Origin of the sequence: Cellulomonas telluris, assembly GCF_004886325.1 — a bacterium.
GTDB lineage: Bacteria > Actinomycetota > Actinomycetes > Actinomycetales > Cellulomonadaceae > Cellulomonas > Cellulomonas telluris.
Genome location: NZ_QXFN01000003.1, coordinates 36,935 through 53,876 on the forward strand (window position 1 = coordinate 36,935; position 16,942 = coordinate 53,876).

General features: G+C 77.5%; 19 protein-coding genes. 7 read left to right on the plus strand and 12 right to left on the minus strand.

The window, feature by feature from the left end:
* Nucleotides 1-36: 36 nt before the first annotated feature.
* From FB586_RS08980 to FB586_RS09000, 5 genes are all read right to left on the minus strand, one after another.
* Entirely contained in the window at nucleotides 37-2,085 is a 2,049-nt protein-coding gene (locus FB586_RS08980) for a serine hydrolase domain-containing protein (RefSeq protein WP_136519021.1), read from the minus strand.
* 396 nt (nucleotides 2,086-2,481) lie between these two features.
* A complete protein-coding gene (locus FB586_RS08985; protein ID WP_136519022.1) occupies nucleotides 2,482-3,159 on the minus strand; it encodes a response regulator in 678 nt (225 codons plus the stop codon).
* A gap of 47 nt (nucleotides 3,160-3,206) precedes the next feature.
* Nucleotides 3,207-4,583: a sensor histidine kinase gene (locus tag FB586_RS08990; RefSeq protein WP_136519023.1), complete on the minus strand. Its 1,377-nt coding sequence runs from the start codon at nucleotides 4,581-4,583 to the stop codon at nucleotides 3,207-3,209.
* Nucleotides 4,584-4,654: 71 nt separating this feature from the next.
* On the minus strand, nucleotides 4,655-5,500 hold the full coding sequence (locus FB586_RS08995; RefSeq protein ID WP_136519024.1) for an ABC transporter permease subunit: 846 nt from the start codon (nucleotides 5,498-5,500) through the stop codon (nucleotides 4,655-4,657).
* Nucleotides 5,497-6,450, minus strand: a complete 954-nt coding sequence (locus tag FB586_RS09000) for an ABC transporter ATP-binding protein (RefSeq protein WP_136519025.1) — start codon at nucleotides 6,448-6,450, stop codon at nucleotides 5,497-5,499. Before FB586_RS09000 ends, FB586_RS08995 begins: the two co-directional genes overlap by 4 nt.
* Nucleotides 6,451-6,684: 234 nt before the next feature.
* Between FB586_RS09000 and FB586_RS09005 the strand changes: the two genes are divergently transcribed.
* The gene (locus FB586_RS09005) at nucleotides 6,685-6,885 is read left to right on the plus strand and encodes a hypothetical protein (RefSeq protein WP_136519026.1); all 201 of its coding nucleotides are present in this window, start codon (nucleotides 6,685-6,687) and stop codon (nucleotides 6,883-6,885) included.
* A 78-nt stretch (nucleotides 6,886-6,963) separates the two neighbouring features.
* Entirely contained in the window at nucleotides 6,964-7,332 is a 369-nt protein-coding gene (locus tag FB586_RS09010) for a VOC family protein (RefSeq protein WP_136519027.1), read from the plus strand.
* 69 nt (nucleotides 7,333-7,401) lie between these two features.
* On the opposite strand, the gene FB586_RS09015 is transcribed toward FB586_RS09010, so the two are convergent.
* Entirely contained in the window at nucleotides 7,402-8,499 is a 1,098-nt protein-coding gene (locus FB586_RS09015) for an NADH:flavin oxidoreductase/NADH oxidase (RefSeq protein WP_136519028.1), read from the minus strand.
* Between the two features lie 234 nt (nucleotides 8,500-8,733).
* Here FB586_RS09015 and FB586_RS09020 point away from each other — a divergent pair, with 234 nt between their 5' ends.
* Nucleotides 8,734-9,501: a hypothetical protein gene (locus tag FB586_RS09020; RefSeq protein WP_136519029.1), complete on the plus strand. Its 768-nt coding sequence runs from the start codon at nucleotides 8,734-8,736 to the stop codon at nucleotides 9,499-9,501.
* Nucleotides 9,502-9,620: 119 nt separating this feature from the next.
* The gene (locus tag FB586_RS09025; protein WP_136519030.1) at nucleotides 9,621-10,292 is read left to right on the plus strand and encodes a DUF2238 domain-containing protein; all 672 of its coding nucleotides are present in this window, start codon (nucleotides 9,621-9,623) and stop codon (nucleotides 10,290-10,292) included.
* 6 nt (nucleotides 10,293-10,298) lie between these two features.
* Here FB586_RS09025 and FB586_RS09030 read toward each other — a convergent pair whose 3' ends face one another.
* Nucleotides 10,299-11,432, minus strand: a complete 1,134-nt coding sequence (locus tag FB586_RS09030) for an RDD family protein (RefSeq protein ID WP_168800516.1) — start codon at nucleotides 11,430-11,432, stop codon at nucleotides 10,299-10,301.
* Nucleotides 11,433-11,562: 130 nt separating this feature from the next.
* Between FB586_RS09030 and FB586_RS19730 the strand changes: the two genes are divergently transcribed.
* Nucleotides 11,563-12,045, plus strand: coding sequence for a GNAT family N-acetyltransferase (locus FB586_RS19730; RefSeq protein ID WP_246036667.1), 483 nt, complete (start codon nucleotides 11,563-11,565; stop codon nucleotides 12,043-12,045).
* Between the two features lie 108 nt (nucleotides 12,046-12,153).
* On the opposite strand, the gene FB586_RS09040 is transcribed toward FB586_RS19730, so the two are convergent.
* From FB586_RS09040 to FB586_RS09055, 4 genes are all read right to left on the minus strand, one after another.
* A complete protein-coding gene (locus FB586_RS09040; RefSeq protein ID WP_136519032.1) occupies nucleotides 12,154-12,492 on the minus strand; it encodes a DUF3140 domain-containing protein in 339 nt (112 codons plus the stop codon).
* A gap of 40 nt (nucleotides 12,493-12,532) precedes the next feature.
* Nucleotides 12,533-12,766, minus strand: a complete 234-nt coding sequence (locus FB586_RS09045; protein ID WP_136519033.1) for a hypothetical protein — start codon at nucleotides 12,764-12,766, stop codon at nucleotides 12,533-12,535.
* A gap of 72 nt (nucleotides 12,767-12,838) precedes the next feature.
* The gene (locus FB586_RS09050; protein ID WP_136519034.1) at nucleotides 12,839-13,792 is read right to left on the minus strand and encodes an NAD(P)/FAD-dependent oxidoreductase; all 954 of its coding nucleotides are present in this window, start codon (nucleotides 13,790-13,792) and stop codon (nucleotides 12,839-12,841) included.
* Entirely contained in the window at nucleotides 13,789-14,688 is a 900-nt protein-coding gene (locus FB586_RS09055; RefSeq protein WP_136519035.1) for a class I SAM-dependent methyltransferase, read from the minus strand. The genes FB586_RS09050 and FB586_RS09055 overlap by 4 nt, the downstream gene beginning before the upstream one ends.
* Here FB586_RS09055 and FB586_RS09060 point away from each other — a divergent pair.
* A complete protein-coding gene (locus tag FB586_RS09060) occupies nucleotides 14,687-15,322 on the plus strand; it encodes a helix-turn-helix domain-containing protein (protein ID WP_136519036.1) in 636 nt (211 codons plus the stop codon). The two genes, FB586_RS09055 and FB586_RS09060, sit on opposite strands and share 2 nt — an antisense overlap.
* A 14-nt stretch (nucleotides 15,323-15,336) precedes the next feature.
* Here FB586_RS09060 and FB586_RS09065 read toward each other — a convergent pair whose 3' ends face one another.
* Nucleotides 15,337-15,627 (minus strand): DUF4287 domain-containing protein, encoded by a 291-nt coding sequence (locus FB586_RS09065; RefSeq protein WP_136519037.1) that lies wholly within the window; start codon nucleotides 15,625-15,627, stop codon nucleotides 15,337-15,339.
* A gap of 174 nt (nucleotides 15,628-15,801) precedes the next feature.
* Between FB586_RS09065 and FB586_RS09070 the strand changes: the two genes are divergently transcribed.
* The gene (locus FB586_RS09070; protein WP_136519038.1) at nucleotides 15,802-16,848 is read left to right on the plus strand and encodes an alcohol dehydrogenase catalytic domain-containing protein; all 1,047 of its coding nucleotides are present in this window, start codon (nucleotides 15,802-15,804) and stop codon (nucleotides 16,846-16,848) included.
* The last annotated feature ends 94 nt before the right edge of the window (nucleotides 16,849-16,942 follow it).

Genomic DNA, 16,942 nt, shown 5'->3' on the forward strand with positions numbered 1-16,942 from the left:
GGCGGTCATCCTCCCGTGCCGTCCGTCGTCCGGCCGTCAGTACGTGATGTCGGGCGAGAGCAGCTGCATCTCGTTGACCGCCCACGACGTCACGGCGAACGCGACCAGCACGACGCTCGCGGTCGCGACCCGGAACCAGCCGGTGCGACCCCGCGCCTCGGCCACGACACGCCAGCCGGCGGCCAGCAGGCCGAGCACCCCGACCACGGTCAGCACCTGGACCACGCGGACCACCGCGTCGGGCAGGGGCTGCAGCCCCATGACGGTGAGGACGACGTAGACCCAGCCGGCGAGCGCCGCGAGGGTGCTGAGGGCGGCGAGCCGGGTGAGCCGGCGCGGCAGGCGGACACGCGGGTCGGCGGGTGCGGCGTCCGGGGGTGACGCGTGCTCCGCCGTCGCGCCGTGCTGCTCGCCCGCCCCGTCGGTCGTGCCGCGCCGGGCGCGCACGCGGCGGACCACCGCCCCGACCGGCCACGCGAGCACCGTGAGCAGGAGCACGGCGGCGGCGCCCAGGAGCGCCGGCCCGGCCGCGGCCCGTGCGGAGGCGACGGGGACCATCGACATGGCCGCGTCGTGGCCGATCAGCTCGACCTCCCCCGCGTCGTCGGTGCGCACCGTGACGACGCGGTCGCCGCCGACCTGCCGGTACACCCACGGCTCGACCTCCTCGTACACCGCGGGCTCGAGCTGCCCCGGACCGGGCGTGAACAGCACGCGGTCGCCGTCGACGACCTGCGCCCGCATCGGCTGCAGCGGGCCCAGGGCGGTCAGGAACGTGGAGTGGAACCCGCGCGTCGACTCGTACGCGCCGGCCACGGTCTGCGCGTGGGCGCGACGGGTCTCGTCGTCGACGATGCTCGCCGCCGCGTCCTCGCCGGGGAAGTACCGGTCCGCGAAGGCGTCGAGCAGGTCCTCGCGCAGGTGGTACGCGGCGCTCCCCGTGCCGGTGCTGCTGAGCGACAGGTAGACGCCCGTGTCGTCGTCCGGCCACAGCTGCAGGTGGGAGTGGAAGACGTTCGTGTCGCCGCCGTGCCCCACGACCCGGTGTCCGTTGCGGGACTCGTCGAACCACCCCAGGCCCATGAACGGCCCCTCGGTGAGGACGCCGAGCGTCGACGCGTCGAGCGCGGGCTCCTGCATGAGCGCACGCGTCGGCGCGGACAGGATCTCCTCGCCGCCCACGGCGTCGCCGAGGTGGGCGAGCATGAACCGCGCCATGTCGGCCGCGGTGGCGCTCAGCGCGCCGGCCGGCGGCTGGCCGACCACCTCGAACGGCACCGGGGCGCCGTCGGACGTCGGGTAGCCCTGCGCCATGTCGTCCGCCAGGTCGTCCGGCAGCGGCTGCGCGAACGTCGACGACGTCATGCCGGCGGGTGCGAGCACGTGCTCGGCGACGTACTCCTCGAACGGCTGCCCGCTGACCGCCTCGACGACGTACCCGGCGAGCGCGTTGCTGTAGTTGGAGTACGCGGGCGTCGTACCGGGCTCGTACACCTGCTCGGGCGGCGCCTCCACGAGGCTGCGGCGCAGGTCGGGCGTGCTGCCCTCGGCGCCGATGAGGCCCGCGACGCGCTCCTCGAAGCCGGCGGTGTGCGTCAGCAGGTGCCGCAGCGTGACCGGGTGCTCGAGGTCCAGGCCCAGGCCGGTGTACTGCTCGACGTCCGTGTCCAGGTCGACCTCGCCCGCCTCCACGAGCTGCAGGACGGCGGTAGCCGTCAGCATCTTCGACACCGACCCGACGCGGAACAGCGTCCGCTCCGGGTCGACGGGCGTGCCCGCCGCGACGTCGGCCTCGCCGAAGCCGCGCGCCGTCACGACCTCCCCGTCGTGGACGACGGCGACGGTCGCACCCGCGATGCGCCCCTCCTCGAGGGCGTCGGGCAGCGTCTCGTCGAGCCACGCGTCGACGTCGGCCCGTGTGAGCCCCGCCTGCGAGGCCGGGTACGTCGTGGGCGGGTCCGGCGGCCCCGCGGCCGTGCCGCACGCGGCGAGCGTGGTGACGACGGCCGCGCCGGCCACGGCGGCCGCCGCCCGGCGCAGGCCGCGGCGGGGGCCGCCGGGGCGGGTGCTGAGGTCCGTGCGCATGGTGTCCTCCTGCCGCCGCGAGTCCCCGGGGTTCCCCGGACGAGCGCCTCGCGGCCTGCGTCCATGCTGGTCAGCAGGGGTACGGCACCGCTTCGGGCGCGACGGCGAACCTGCCTTGCGACCTCCGGGGGAGGCCGCGCGACGCCGCCTCGCCCCTGCGACGCAGGCCGGCGTCCACCTCGCCCCGCCGCCCTCCGCGCCCGCGGGCTCGTGAGCCTGTCGATCCGGTCGACGGGGACGACCGGGTCGACAGCCTCGCCAGGGCGAGGCGGGGGAGGGGGCAGACGGAAGAGGGGAGGAGGGGAGGGAGGGGCAGGGCGGGGACGGGGAACGGGCGGGATCAGGCCCTGCCCGGGGAACGGGCGGGATCAGGCCCTGCCCGGGGAACGGGCAGGGTCAGGCCGTGCCCGGGCGGACGAGGCCCGTCTCGTAGGCGAGGACCACGGCCTGGACGCGGTCGCGCACGCCGAGCTTGGCGAGGACGCGCCCCACGTGCGTCTTCACCGTGGCCTCGGACAGGAACAGCCGGGCGGCGATCTCCGCGTTGGACGACCCGTCGGCGACGCAGCGCAGCACCTCGACCTCGCGGGGCGTCAGCTCCGCGAGGCGGGGGTGCGGGGCGTCCGGGTCCGGCGCGGCGCCGGAGTCCGGGAAGCGTCCGGCGAAGAGCTCGAGCATGCGCCGGGTGACGCGCGGGGCGACGACCGCGTCGCCCGCGGCGACCGTGCGGACGGCCTCGACCAGGTCGGCCGGGCGGGCGTCCTTGAGCATGAAGCCGCTGGCGCCGGCGCCGAGCGCGGCGAACGCGTACTCGTCGAGGTCGAACGTCGTCAGGACGAGCACGCGCACGTCGGGGTGCGCCTCGACGACGCGCCGGGTGGCCTCGATGCCGTCCACGCCGGGCATGCGCACGTCCATGAGGACGACGTCGGGTCGCAGCGCCCGCACCTGCTCGACCGCGGTCGCGCCGTCGCCGGCCTCGCCGACCACGTCGACGGTGCCCGAGCTCTCGAGGATGAGCCGGAAGCCCACGCGCACCAGGGGCTGGTCGTCCACCAGCAGGACCGTCGTCATGCGTCTCCCGTCGTCATGCGTCGTCCGTCCTCGTCGCCCCGCCGCCGTCACGCGTCCGCCTCCGGCAGCGGCAGGAGCGCCCGCACGCGCCACCCGCGCCCGTGCGGACCGGCCTCGACCGTGCCGCCGAACACCGCCGCGCGCTCGCGCATCCCCACCAGGCCGCGGCCCGACCCCGGCGACGGCGTGGGCGGCACGGCGCCGCCCTCGTCGACGACGACGACCTCGACGGCGTCGGCACGTCGCTCCACCTCGACCCGGACGCCGTCGGTGCCGCGGGCGTGCCGCAGCACGTTGGTCAGCGACTCCTGCACGATCCGGTGCACCGCGAGCTGCACGGTGGCGTCGAGCCCGTCCAGGGTGGCGAGGCCGGTCGTGCGCACGGGCAGCCCGGCGGTGCGGAAGCCCTCGACGAGGCGGACGACGTCGAGGCCGCCCGGCTGGGGCGCGCGCGGCGCGGCGCTCGCGTCCTGCGCGCCGTCGTCGTGCAGCACCCCGAGGATGCGGCGCATGTCGGCGAGAGCGGCGCGGCCGGTGTCGACCAGCTCGTCGAGCGCGGCGCGTGCCCGGTCGGGGGCGTACTCGAACGCGGCGGACGCACCGCCGCCGAGGGTCACCATGACCGAGATGCCGTGCGCGACGACGTCGTGCATCTCGCGCGCGATGCGGGCCCGCTCCGCCGCCTGGTCGAGGCGCTCCCGCTGCTCGAGCGCGGCCGCGCGCGCGGCCTCCTCGGCGGCGGCGGCCGCGGCCCGTTCCCGCCGCGCGCGCACCAGCACGCCGAGGGTGACCGCGAGCAGCGCGAGCAGCAGCACCGGGCCCGCGTTGACGTACCAGGACAGGCTCTGGAGGAAGCCGAGCGCCCCGCCGCGCGTCACCGTCGCGACCTCCTGCGGCTCGTCGGGGTACGCGCCGACGACGATCGCCCCCACGGTCCGGGCGAGCGGCGACGCGGCCGCGACGAGGAGCGCGGCCACGCACGCCAGGACCGTCGGCCACAGGGCCCGCGGCGGGCCCCACACGGCCACCGCGTACAGCGCGAGCGCGAGCCCGACCTCGAACCCGGCGGTCCACCCCGTGACGACCAGGGACAGCACCCCGAGCACGGCCAGGACGGCCGCGACGACCACGGGCCGGTGCCGGCGGCGGGAGAGCGCCACCGCACCCGCCAGCGTGAGCCCGAGGGACGCCAGCTGCATCGTCAGCACACGGCCGGGCTCCAGCGCCTCCGACAGGAGGTACATGGAGTCGGCACCGAGGCCCAGCAGCAGCGCCCAGCCGGTGAAGCACGCGACGACCAGCGCGTCGAGGACGCCGGGACGGCGCACCAGGACCGCGTGGACGGCCCGCAGCGGCCGGCGCAGGGCCGCCAGGACGCGCGCGCCGGGCGTCGCCCCGTCGTCGCCGTCCGCAGCCCCGGTCACCGCGTCATCCTCGCAGGCACGCGGGGGCGGGCCGCCCGCCGGACGGACCGCCCCGGGGCGCGCACCCGTGCTCAGGCGTCCCTCCGGCGCAGGAGCACGCACGCGACGGCGAGCAGCCCGGCGACCCACGCGAGCATCACGCCGAACCCCGTCCACGGCGGCAGCGTGCTGGGCACGTTGCTGAGCACGGAGCCGAGCGCGTCGGACGTCACCAGCCGGGCCCCGGCGTTGGCGGGCAGGTACACGACGAGCTCCTGCAGCGGCGCCCAGGGGATCGCTCCCAGGCCGTTCTCGACGACCAGCACCAGCCCGAGGACGACCGTGATCCCCGCCGCCGTGCTGCGCGTCAGCGCACCGAACGTGAAGCCGAGCGCGGACGCGGCGGCGAGGAACAGCGGCATGCCGAGCACGATCCGGGCGTCCTCGGGGCGGGTCAGGTCCAGCGTCATGCCCGCCCGGCCCAGCACCGGCAGCGTCGCGGCGACGGCCACGGCGACCATGACCGTCGAGGCGACGAGGACCGCGGCGACCGTGACGACCAGCTTGGCCAGCAGCGCCGGCAGCCGCGTGGGGGCGGCGACGAGCGTCGAGCGGATCTGCCCCGTCCCGTACTCGCCGGCGACGCCCAGCACGCCGAACGTGCAGAAGGTCAGCAGCGCGAGGGGTGCGCCGGCGAGCGCGTACGCCGCGCCCATGCCGTCGGGGCGCACGACGTCGTCGGGGATGACCCCCGCGACGCTCATGGTCTGCAGCGGACCGAGCGCGGCACCGGCGACGACGGCCACGGCCAGCGCCCACCAGGTCGAGCGCAGCGAGCGCAGCTTGACCCACTCGGAGGCGAGCAGGCGGCGGAACGTGACCGGGTGGACCGTGACCCGGGTCCGGGCGGGGCCCGGGGTGGGGGCGAGCGTGCTCATCGGTGGCCTCCGGCGGTGCGACGGGAGCGGGCGGGGGCGGTGCCGGCGGCCGAGCGGTACTCGACCTCGTCGGCGGTCAGCCGCAGGTACGCGTCCTCGAGCGAGGACTCCACGGGGGCGAGGCCGTGCAGCACGACGCCGCCCGCCGCGGCCGCGGCGGCGATCTCGGGCGCGGGGCAGCCGTCGACCTCGAGCAGGTCCGCCGCGAGCGACGTCACCCGCGTGCCCGGCCGCCGCAGCAGGAGCGCCTCGAGCAGGGCGGCGTCCGGCGTCCGCACGCGCACCGCGGTCGGCTGCGTGCTCGCGACGACGTCCTGGACGGGGGCGTCCGCGAGGACCCTGCCGCGCCCGACGACCACGAGGTGGTCGGCCGTGAGGGCCATCTCCGTCATGAGGTGCGACGACAGCAGCACGGTGCGCCCCTCGGCCGCGAGAGCGCGCAGCAGGTGCCGGATCCACAGCACGCCGTCCGGGTCGAGCCCGTTGACCGGCTCGTCGAGCACGAGCACGGGCGGGTCGCCGAGCAGCGCCGCGGCGAGCCCGAGCCGCTGGCCCATGCCCAGGGAGAACGTGCCCGCCCGCCTGCGGGCCACCGACCGCAGGCCGGTGAGCTCCAGGACGTCCTCGACGCGGCGCCGGCCGATGCCGTGCGTCGCGGCCAGCGCGAGCAGGTGGTCCCGTGCCGACCGGCCGCCGTGCACGGCCTTCGCGTCCAGCAGGGCGCCCACCTCGCCGAGCGGCGCCCGGTGCTCGACGTACCGCCGGCCGCCCACGGTCGCGGTGCCGGCCGTGGGCCGGTCCAGCCCCACGAGCATCCGCATCGTCGTGGACTTGCCGGCGCCGTTCGGGCCCAGGAAGCCCGTCACCACGCCCGGCCGGACGGTGAACGACATGCCGTCCACCACCGTGGCGCTCCCGTACCTCTTCGTCAGGTCCCTGACCTCGATCATGCGTCCTCCTCGTTCGACGTCCTCGAACGTAGGAGCGGGGCCGGGGGCGGCGGGACGCCCGTGGGGACCACCTCCGGCGCGTGCGGGGGTACGCCGCGAGGACCACGCCGTCATCCCTGCGGCGACGCCACGGGCCTGCAGGTTCCACCCGCGCGTGCCGATGGGTGGGTGTACGCGCGACGGCCCCCCGGTGCTCCTCCGGTTGAGGGGACGCGGCGGACGGGAGGAGGGGCCATGACGGCGACGACGCTCGTGGAGCGGGTGGTGACGGCGCAGCAGGCCGGTGCGGACCACGCACCGGCGCTCCCGCGCAGGGCCGTGCCCTGCGCGGCCCGCCCGGGCACGGCCCTGCGCCACGTGGACGGCCCGTGCCTGTGCTTCGTGGGCGGTCCCCCGCCCGAGTTCGCGCCCAGCGGGGGGCGTCCGACCGGCTGAGAGGCCGCCGCGGCGTCGGTGTCGGACCCGCCCGATACGGTCGGGTTCGTCCGGTCCGCACACGCGAGGGGGCTTCCCATGGCACACGGCGACATCACCCACATCGACATCCCCGTCAACGACATGGAGCAGGCGACCCGCTTCTACGGGACGCTGTTCGGCTGGCGCATCGCGGAGGTCCCGGGCTTCGAGGGCTACCCGATGTGGCAGGCCCCGAACAAGATCAGCGGCGGCGGCCTCGCACCGCGCGAGGAGGGCTTCACGAGCCCGCGCAGCTACGTCGAGGTCGACTCCATCGACGACGTGCTGGCGCGCGTGACCGAGCTCGGCGGTGAGGTGCGCCTGCCGCGCACCCCGATCGACGAGACGAGCTGGTTCGCGGCGTTCGTCGACCCCGACGGCAACGAGATCGGCCTGTACGAGGGGTCGACGGCCGGCCAGGAGTAGCGGGCGGGCCCGGCCACCGGGGCAGGTGGCCGGGCCGTCGTGCCGTCGTGCGGCGCGCGTGCGACGCGCTCAGCGCAGCAGCGCCTGCGCGCGCTCGTACTGCTGCGGCACGACCGGCTCGACGCCGAGCTCGAGCGCGGCGCGCAGCGGCCAGTACGGGTCGGCGAGCAGCGGACGGGCGAGCGCGATCGCGTCCGCGGAGCCGTCCGCGAGCACCTGCTCCGCCTGCGCGGCGTCGGTGATCATGCCGACCGCCACGGTCGGCAGGCCGGCCTCGGCGCGGATGCGCGCCGCGAACGGCACCTGGTAGCCCGGACCCGCGGGGATCCGGACGCGGGGCAGGTTGCCGCCCGTCGACACGTGCACCATGTCGACGCCCAGCGGGGCCAGGTCGGCGGCGAGGCGGACGGTGTCGTCGGCGGTCCAGCCGGCCGGCTCCACCCAGTCGGTCGCCGAGACGCGGACCAGCACGACGACGTCCTCGGGCACGGCGGCGCGCACGGCCTCGACGACCTCGCGCACCAGGCGCGTGCGGTTCTCGAACGAGCCGCCGTACGCGTCGTCCCGGTGGTTGCTGTCGGGGGAGAGGAACTGGTGCAGCAGGTAGCCGTGGGCCGCGTGCACCTCGACCACCTCGTACCCGGCCTCGACGGCGCGGCGGGCGGCGTCGGCGAACGCCCGCACCACGTCCGCCACCTCGGCGGTGCTCAGCCCGCGCGGGGCGGGGTGCCCCTCGGCGAACGGCACGGCGCTCGGGCCCACCGTCTCCCACCCGCCCTCGTCCGCCGTGAGCGGGGCGCCGCCGCGCCACGGCGCGTCGGTGCTCGCCTTGCGGCCCGCGTGCGCGAGCTGCACGCCCGCCCGCGCGCCCTGGGCGTGCGCGAGCGCCGTCAGCCGGCGGTGCCCCGCGAGCTGCGCGTCGTTCCACAGCCCCAGGTCGAACGGCGTGATGCGCCCCTCGGGCGTGACCGCGGTGGCCTCGGTGATGACCAGCGCCGCACCGCCCGCCGCCCGCGACCCGTAGTGCTGCACGTGCCAGTCGTGGGGAACGCCCGCCGCGGGACCGGTCGGCTCCGCCGAGTACTGGCACATGGGTGCCATCCAGACGCGGTGCGGGAACGTGACGCCGCGCAGCGTGAGCGGCGTGAACAGGGCGGGCGTGCTCATCGGGGTCCTTCCGTCGGTGGGGCGGCGCGCGGACGCGTCCGCCGAGGGGGTCAACCGACCGACCGCTGCCGTCTCTTCCGCCGCACCCCCTCCCGCACGCCCCCTGTGGCGCGTCGCACACGGCGAACGGGTGACACCGCTCATCCCGGCGGCGTCGGGCGCCGATGGCGACCGGTGCGGCGCGTCCGTGCCGCCCGCCCGCGGGCGTGCCACCGACGAGCCACCGAGGTGCCCGTGCCCCGTGCCCGCACCGGCGCGCCCGCCGTCGCCGCCGTGCCGGGCCCGCTGTGGTGGGTGCGGTCGGTGCACGCGTCCGCCGCCGGCCCGCAGGGCCGTGCGCCCGTGGTCCTGCACGGCGTGGCCGGCGCGGCCCGGCCCGACGGCACCGTCGTGGACGTCGGCGGCGTGCCCGCCGCCGCCGCGCTCGCGGGGCGGGTCGCCCGCGTGAGCGTCTGCCCGGACACCCTGCGCCTGCTGCGCGTCGAGCTGCTGGGGGAGCACGCGCCGTCCGCGCCGCGGCTCGTGCTCGCCGAGCGCCTGCGGCCGGACGCCCCGTGCCAGGAGGTGCGCTGGGGACGGGCGGAGCTCGCCGCGTTCGACCACCGCGACGTCGCCGCCCGGGCCGCCCCGCTCGGCGCCCACGTCGCACCGGGCGCCGTGCTCACGGAGGTGGACGCCGCCCGGCTGGGGCTCCGTCCGGCGGACGCCGTCGGCGTGGCGACCTGGTCCCCGTCGACGGGAGGGCCGCTCGCGGTGCACGGGGTCCCCGCGCGGGCCGCGGTCACGACGTTCCTGGTGCTCGCCGCGAAGGGGGCGTGCGCGGCCCGCGGCTGGCCGCTGCCGCGAGCTGCGGACGCCCGCGAGCCCGGCGCGGAGGGCTGGCGCCGTCGACTGCGCGGCGGCGTCCGCCCGGGGCCCCGCCCCACGCCGGTGCCGCCGCTGCCGGCGCCCCGCTCCGCCCGCCCGACGGGGGCGCCCCGGCCCCGCGGTCCCGTCGACTAGGCCGCCGGACGGCACCGGGGGCGCCGCCGCCGCGAGCACCCGGAGGTGCAGCCCGGGCGGCACCGTCGTAGCGTCGCGGCAGCGCCGCTCTCCCGCGGTGCCCGACCGTCAGGAGCGACGTGGCCGCCACCGGGACCACCGTGGATGGCGGCGACGAGGGCGCGCACACGGCGGCGCAGGTCCGGGACGGTGCCGGCGCACCCGGCGGTGACGGAGGGCGACCGCTGTCGCGCGTGGTCGCCGCGCTGCTGCGCGGGCCCGGTGGTGCCGTCCGGGCCGTCGGGCTCGTCTGCGTCGCGGTCGCGCTGGCCCTGCGTGGTCCGGTCGACGCGGCGCTGTTCTCGCTGGTCCTCGCCGGGCTCGTCGTGCCCGTGGCGGGACGCGTCCCGCCCGGCCTCGACGCCGCGTACGGGACCGGGCTGCTCGGGGCCGCCTGGTGCGGTGCGCTCGGGCTCTACGAGCAGGTCGCCTGGCTCGACGTCGCGGCCCACCTGGTCGTGACCGGGCTGATCGCGGCGGTCGCGCACCTCGTCGTGGCGCGCACGGGTGCCGTCGTGGCGCCCGCGCACGCGACCGGCCGCGCCACCGGGCTCGCGTCGGTCGCCGTCACCGCGAGCCTCGGCCTGGCCCTGAGCGTCGCGTGGGAGGTCGGGGAGTACCTCGGCCACACGTACGTCGACCCGGAGATCCACGTCGGCTACGCCGACACCGTCGGCGACCTCGTCATGGGCGGCCTGGGGTCCGCCGTGGCGGGTGCGGCGCTGCTGCGGCGGGGACGGTCCGCCGCCTGACGTCCGTCAGTGCAGGAGCCCGGTGCACGAGGGTCCCCGCACACCCTCCACCTCGGCCCAGGCCACCCAGCGCCAGGGTGCGTCACCGCCGTCCCACGTGACGGGGTCGAACCCGTCGAGCAGCTCCGGGGGGAGGTCCACCGCGTACCCGTCGCCCAGGGACGAGACGACGCCGTGCGCGCTGCCCAGCAGCGCGCCCTCCCCGGTCAGCGTGCCGTCCGTCGCGAAGGTGCCGTGCGGCGTCTCGACGCGCTGCGGGGCGCCGTCGTGCAGGTCGACCGTCACCACGCGCGGTGCCCCGCCCGGTCGCGGGGAGACCTCCAGGCCGAGGCGGACCGCACCGTCGGGGACGTCGGCGAGCCGCCACTGCACGGCGACCGCGGCGTCGTCCGCGCGGTAGGTCCGGCGCACCCCGAGCCGGGTCTCGTGCAGGAACCCGCCGGTCCACCGGACCTCGGCGTCGACGAGCGCACCGGGTGCGGCGACGGACGGGTCGCCCTCGACCTCGGTCGCGCAGGCCGAGGTGCCCACCCCCGCCCCGGTGGTGGTCGGCAGGGCGAACGCGCCGCCCAGGGCGCACGCGACCACGGCCGCGGTCGTGACGGCCGCCGACGCCGGCCCGGGGCGGCGGGGCCCGACCACCCGCTCCACGAGGGCGGCCCGCGCGACGACCCGCGTCTGCACGACCTCCGTGCCGGCGAGGCCGTCCGCGAACGTCCAGCCGCGCGGGTGCCACAGCGGGCGCAGGTAGCCGAGGAGCAGGACGGCGTCGAGCAGGTGCAGCACCGCCCGGCCGACCGCCGGGACGAACCCCGTGGGCCGGCCGTCGGTGCGGCGCACGACCGCGATGCCGAGCACACGCTTGCCGGGCGTCGCGCCGGTCCAGCCCTGGAGCGCGAGGAGCACCGCCAGCGCGGCGAGACCGACGGGCCAGGTGGCGGTGCCGGTCACGTCGACGGCGTTCGCGGGCACGAGCGCGGCCGGGCCGAACATCGGGGGCGCGCCGAGCAGGAACGTCACCGTGCCGACGAGCCACCCGTCGAGGACGGCCGCGAGCACCCGGCGCCACCAGGGCGCGATCCATGGGACACCGGCAGCGGGCAGCTCGGTGGACGCGTCGAGACCCGCCGTCGTCGCCATGCCGGTGATCGTGCCACCGCGGGCACCGCCGCGGGCCCGGTCGGGGCACCGGATCGGTCCGGGTCCGTGCCACGATGCCGTCGGGCCGCCGCCGTCCCGCTGCCACCGCCGTCCCACCCCGGGGAGAACCGTGCCCGCGACCGTCGACCTCGTCATCCGCCCCGACGCACCGCACCGGGACGACGTGCTCGCCCTCCTGGAGGAGCACCTCGCGGACATGTACGCGACGTCGCCGCCGGAGTCGGTCCACGCACTCGACCCGTCAGGGCTGGTGGGACCGGGCCTGACGTTCTGGACCGCGCGCGACGCCGGAGGCGCCCTGCTCGGCTGCGCCGCGCTCAAGGAGCTCGCACCGGACGACGGCGAGCTGAAGTCGATGCGCACCGCCACGGCGGCGCGGGGCCGCGGCGTCGGCAGCGCCCTGCTGGCGCACGTCCTCGCCGAGGCGACGGCGCGCGGCTACCGCACGCTGCACCTGGAGACCGGCACGCAGGACTACTTCGCGCCGGCCCGTCGCCTGTACGAGCGCCACGGGTTCGTGCCGTGCGCGCCGTTCGGCGCCTACGTGGAGGACCCGAGCAGCGCGTACTACCGGCGCGTGCTCACCGCCTGACCCCGACGCCCGCCCCGGCGCCGCCCCCGACGCCCGCCCCCGACGCCCGCCCCCGACGCGACGAGGGCCGGGACGCGGCGTGCGTCCCGGCCCTCGTGCGGCGCGCCGTCAGGGGGACGGCTTGAGCGGGTCGTGCCCCAGCGACATGAGCCGGTGCCGCCACTCGGCGTCCCCGGCCTCCGGCTCCGGCTCGTCGCCGCGCTCGGCCCGCACCTCCGCGACGACCGACCGCATGACCTCGACGTCGTCCGGCGTCAGGTCGGTGCGGCGCTTGCCGAGGATCGCGAGCACCGTGCGGGAGCGCTCGTCGCCCGCCTGGTCCGGCTCGGTCTCGGTCGCCGTGCCGGCCGCCTCCGTGGCGAGCCACTCCTGCAGCTCGCGCGAGGTCATGTTGACGACGCTGTGGAAGTCCTCCCAGAGGTCGTCGTCGACGGGGCTGTCCGCCATGTCGTCCCCTTCCGTCGGGTGTGCTCGTGCGTGCCGCGGCTCAGGAGCGGCCGAACCGCTCCTTCAGCAGCGCCTTGCCCTGCTCGGCGCCCTTGCGGCTCTCCGCCTGCGCGCGGCGGAAGAACTCCGCGAGCTCGGTGTCGCCGTCGCGCTCGGCGTCCTGGATGTACGTCTCGAGCCGCAGGACGTTGCTCAGGCACTGCTCGGTGAACCAGATGACGTTGTAGTCCTTGTCCTTCGTGCCGGTGAGGGCACCGGTCTCGCCGTCCGTCATCGTGCGCTCCTCTCGGTCGTCGTCGGATCTGCCGGGAGCGGCCGTCCGGCGGCCGTGCCCGACGCCCCCACGCTAGGTCGAGGCGGGCGCGAGGGCGCGTCGAGCACGGGCGACCGCGGCCTCGGCGTCCTCGTGGACGAGCTCGCCGTTGATGCCGGCACCCGCGAGGACGCCCGCGGCGGCCGAGCCGCCCACCATCGCCGCGAGGTCGGTCGCGTTGCCGGCGACCCAGACGCCCGGCACGTCCGTGCGCCCGCCCGGCGAGGAGGCGATGTACGTGCCGAACGCGTGGTCGCTGATCTCGCCGCCGAGCCGCACGTACAGGTCGGCGTTCGCGACGAACCGCGGGGCGACGGCGACCGCGTCCACGTCGTACCGGGAGCCGTCCTCCAGGACCACGGCGCGCAGCGCGTCGTCGTGCTCCAGCCGGGCGACCGTCCCGCGCACGAGCCGCACCCCGAGCGCCTCGAGCTGCTCCCGCTCCTCGTCCGCCGGCTCGGGGCCGGTGTGCAGGAAGAGCGTGACGTCGTCGCTGAGCTGCCGCAGCAGCAGCGTCTGGTGCGCGGCGTTGTCGCTGGTGGCGAGCACGCCGATGCGCCGGCCGCGCACCTCCCACCCGTGGCAGTACGGGCAGTGCAGGACGTCGGCGCCCCAGCGCTCGCGCACGCCGGGCACGTCCGGCAGGACGTCGGTCAGCCCCGTCGCGAGCACGAGGCGGCGCGCGCGCACGACGTCCCCGCCGGCGAGCGTGACGACGAGCCCGTCGTCCTCGCGCCGCGCGTCGACGGCGCGGTCCTGGACCACGACGGCGCCGTAGCCCTCGGCCTCGCGCCGGCCCGCGGCGAGCAGCTCGCGCGGGTCGACGCCCTCGCGGCCGAGCACGTTGTGGGCGGCGGCGGCGTGCGCGTTGCGCGGCTCGCCGGCGTCGACCACGAGGACGGACCGCAGCGAGCGGCCGAGGGTCACGGCGGCAGCCAGGCCGGCGGCGCCACCGCCGACCACCACCACGTCGTACCGGTCGGTCATCGTGCACCTCCGTCGTGCGTCGTCGGGGAGTGGGTGGGGGAGTGGACGGGGGAGTGCGGGGAGGGGGCGGCGGGGCGGCGTGCGAGCCACAGGGTCCGCTCGGCCCGGACGGGGAGGGAGTCCAACGTCGCCGGGTGCTCGGCGAGCAGCCGGTCGAGGGTCGCGACGTCCGCGGGTGCGAGCCGCTCGGCCAGCCCGGTGCGCAGCAGCGTGAGCCAGGCGCGCCCGTACCGGCTGTCGACGGCCTCGGTCGTGACGTGGTGGACGTCGAGGACCTCGAACCCCGCGCGCTCGAGGTGCGGTCCCCAGTCGGGATGAACGTTCCACGTCGAGGCCGCCTGCGCGAGCCGGGACGCGAGACCGGGGGCGAGCTCGTCGGTGAGCAGGCGCACCTGCTCGTCGAGCTCGACGACGAGGGCGACGCCGCCGGGCCGCAGCGCGGCGTGCGCGTCGCGCAGCACGCGGTCCGGGTCGGCGAGGTGGTGCAGCGAGGACGCGGCCCACACCGCGTCGACGGTGCCCGTCGCGGGCCACGCGGCGTCGAGGTCCGCCGCGACCGTCCGCACGCGTTCCCCGACGCCGGCGGCGGCCGCGGCGGCGCGCAGGCGCTCGAGCATCGCGGGGGACCGGTCGACGGCGACGACCGTCGCACCCGGGAGGCGGCGCGCCAGCGCGAGCGTGCCGGTGCCGGTGCCCGCGCCGAGGTCGACGACGAGGGACGCGTCCGGTGCGTGCGCGGCGACGAGGTCCGCCGCCCGGGGCAGCCACGCGCCGAGCACCTCGGCGTCCAGGTCGAGGAGCGCGGCCGAGGCCGCGTGGTCGTGGTGGGGCGGGTGGTCGTGCGGGCGCCCCTGCCTGCGGGGGTCGGGCGCCGCGTGCTCGTGTGCGTGCGTCATGGCAGCCACGGTAGGGACGGGTGTGCGTATCAGGCATAGAATCGTGCGCGTGACGCAAGAAGAAGAAGATCTCGACGCCGTCGTCCGGCAGCGGGTGCGTGCAATGCGGCTCGCGCGGGGCTGGTCGCTGGACGCCCTCGCCGCCCGGTGCGCGATGAGCCCGTCGACGCTCAGCCGCATCGAGACGGGGCACCGGCGGATCGCGCTCGACCAGCTCGTCCCGCTCGCGCGGGCGCTCGGGACGACGCTGGACCAGCTCGTGGAGCCCGCCGGCGACGAGGACGTCGTCATCCGCCCCGAGCCGGAGCAGGTGCAGGGCATGACGACGTGGCTGCTCACGCGGCCCGGCGCGATCCCCGGCGTGGTGGTCGCGAAGATGCGCTTCACGCCCGAGCGCAGCGTCCGCGAGCTGCGCGTCCACCCCGGGCGGGAGTGGTTCACGGTCCTGACGGGCAACGTCCGGCTGCGGCTCGGCGAGCGCGTCCTGCACGTCGGGCCCGGTCAGGCCGCCGGCTTCGCCACCACGGTGCCGCACGCGATCGAGGCGGTCGGCGGCCCGGTCGAGGTCCTCAGCATCTTCGACCGTGACGGCGAGCGCGCCCACCTGCACGAGGAGCGGCGCCCCGCGGGCTGACGCGCCGCCGGTCGTCAGGCGGGACGCGTCGCCCTGCCGTCGAGCCACAGGGTCGTCGAGGCGTCCGCGTGCGGCCCGCCGGAGCCGACGTGCTTCGCGGAGATCTCGGGGCCCTTCGTGAGCACGTGCCAGAACGCCATCGCGTGCCCGCGGCCGAGCCCGTGCTCGTCGGCGAACCAGGCGACGACGTCGGCGGCCTTCGTCCCGGGCGCGTCGAGCCCCCGCTCGTGGGCGACCGCGAGCAGCTCGCGGGGGGTCATGCCGGTGCGGTCCTCGATCGTGTCGAGATAGGCCTGGAAGGACACGGGCGCTCCTCGTCGCGCAGGGGCGTCGCCCTGCGCGGCGCCGTCGGAGGGTGGACCGCGCCGGCGGCGGGAACTCATCGGGACCGCCGCACCCGGTTCCGGGCCTCCTCCGGAGGGAGGTGGCCCGTCCGGGGCGGGGGCTGCGCGGGGCCGAGGACGCGAGAGGATCGGGGCGTGCGCGCGCTGGTGGTCGACGAGTTCGGTGGTGCCCCCGAGGTGCGGGAGGTGCCGGACCCGGTGTGCCCGGACGACGGGGTGGTCGTGCGGGTCGCCGCGACGGGCGTGTGCCGCAGCGACTGGCACGCGTGGCAGGGCCACGACGACGGCGTCCGGCTGCCGCACGTGCCGGGCCACGAGCTCGCCGGGACGGTGGTCGCGGTCGGCCCCGGCGTGCGGGACTGGGCAGCGGGCGACGTCGTCACGGTGCCGTTCGTGTGCGCGTGCGGCACGTGCGCGACCTGCCGGGCGGGCGAGCACCAGGTGTGCCCGCACCAGACGCAGCCGGGGTTCACGCACTGGGGGTCGTTCGCCGAGCTCGTCGCGCTCGACCACGCCGACACCAACCTCGTGCGCGTCCCCGACGGCATGACGCCGGTCGAGGCGGCGTCCCTCGGCTGCCGCTTCGCCACGGCGTACCGCGCGCTCACGGTGCACGGGCGCGTCCGCGCGGGGGACGAGCTGGCGGTGCTCGGCTGCGGTGGCGTGGGGCTGTCCGCCGTGATGATCGGGGCGGCGCTGGGCGCGCACGTGGTGGCGGTGGACCCGTCGCCGGACGCCCGGGAGGCCGCCCGCGCGGCGGGTGCGGACGTCGTCGTGGACCCGGCCGGGGACGCTCCGGCGGGCGTCGCCGCGGCCGTCGTCGAGGCGACGGGCGGCGGGGCGCACGTCGCGCTCGACGCGCTGGGCAGCCCGGCGACGGCGCAGGCCGGCGTGCTGTCGCTGCGCCGGCGGGGCCGGCACGTGCAGGTCGGGCTGCTGCTCGGCGAGCAGGCCGCGACGGCGCTCCCGATGGACCGCGTCGTCGCCCACGAGCTCGAGGTGTACGGCAGCCACAGCATGGCCGCGCACGAGTACCCGGCGATGCTGGCGGCCATCGCCGAGGGCCGCCTGGACCCGGGCCGGCTCGTCGGCCGCACGGTCGGGCTGGAGGACGCGGCGGAGGCGCTCGCCGCGCTGGGCCGCACGGGTGCGCACGCGGGGATGACCGTCGTCGTCCTCTGACCGCCGCACCGGCCCCGGCGCGCGTGGCCTGGGGGTCCCGGCCCCCTCGTGCCCCACCCCCCTGCGCCTCCCGTCCCGCTCGTCGGGACGGCTC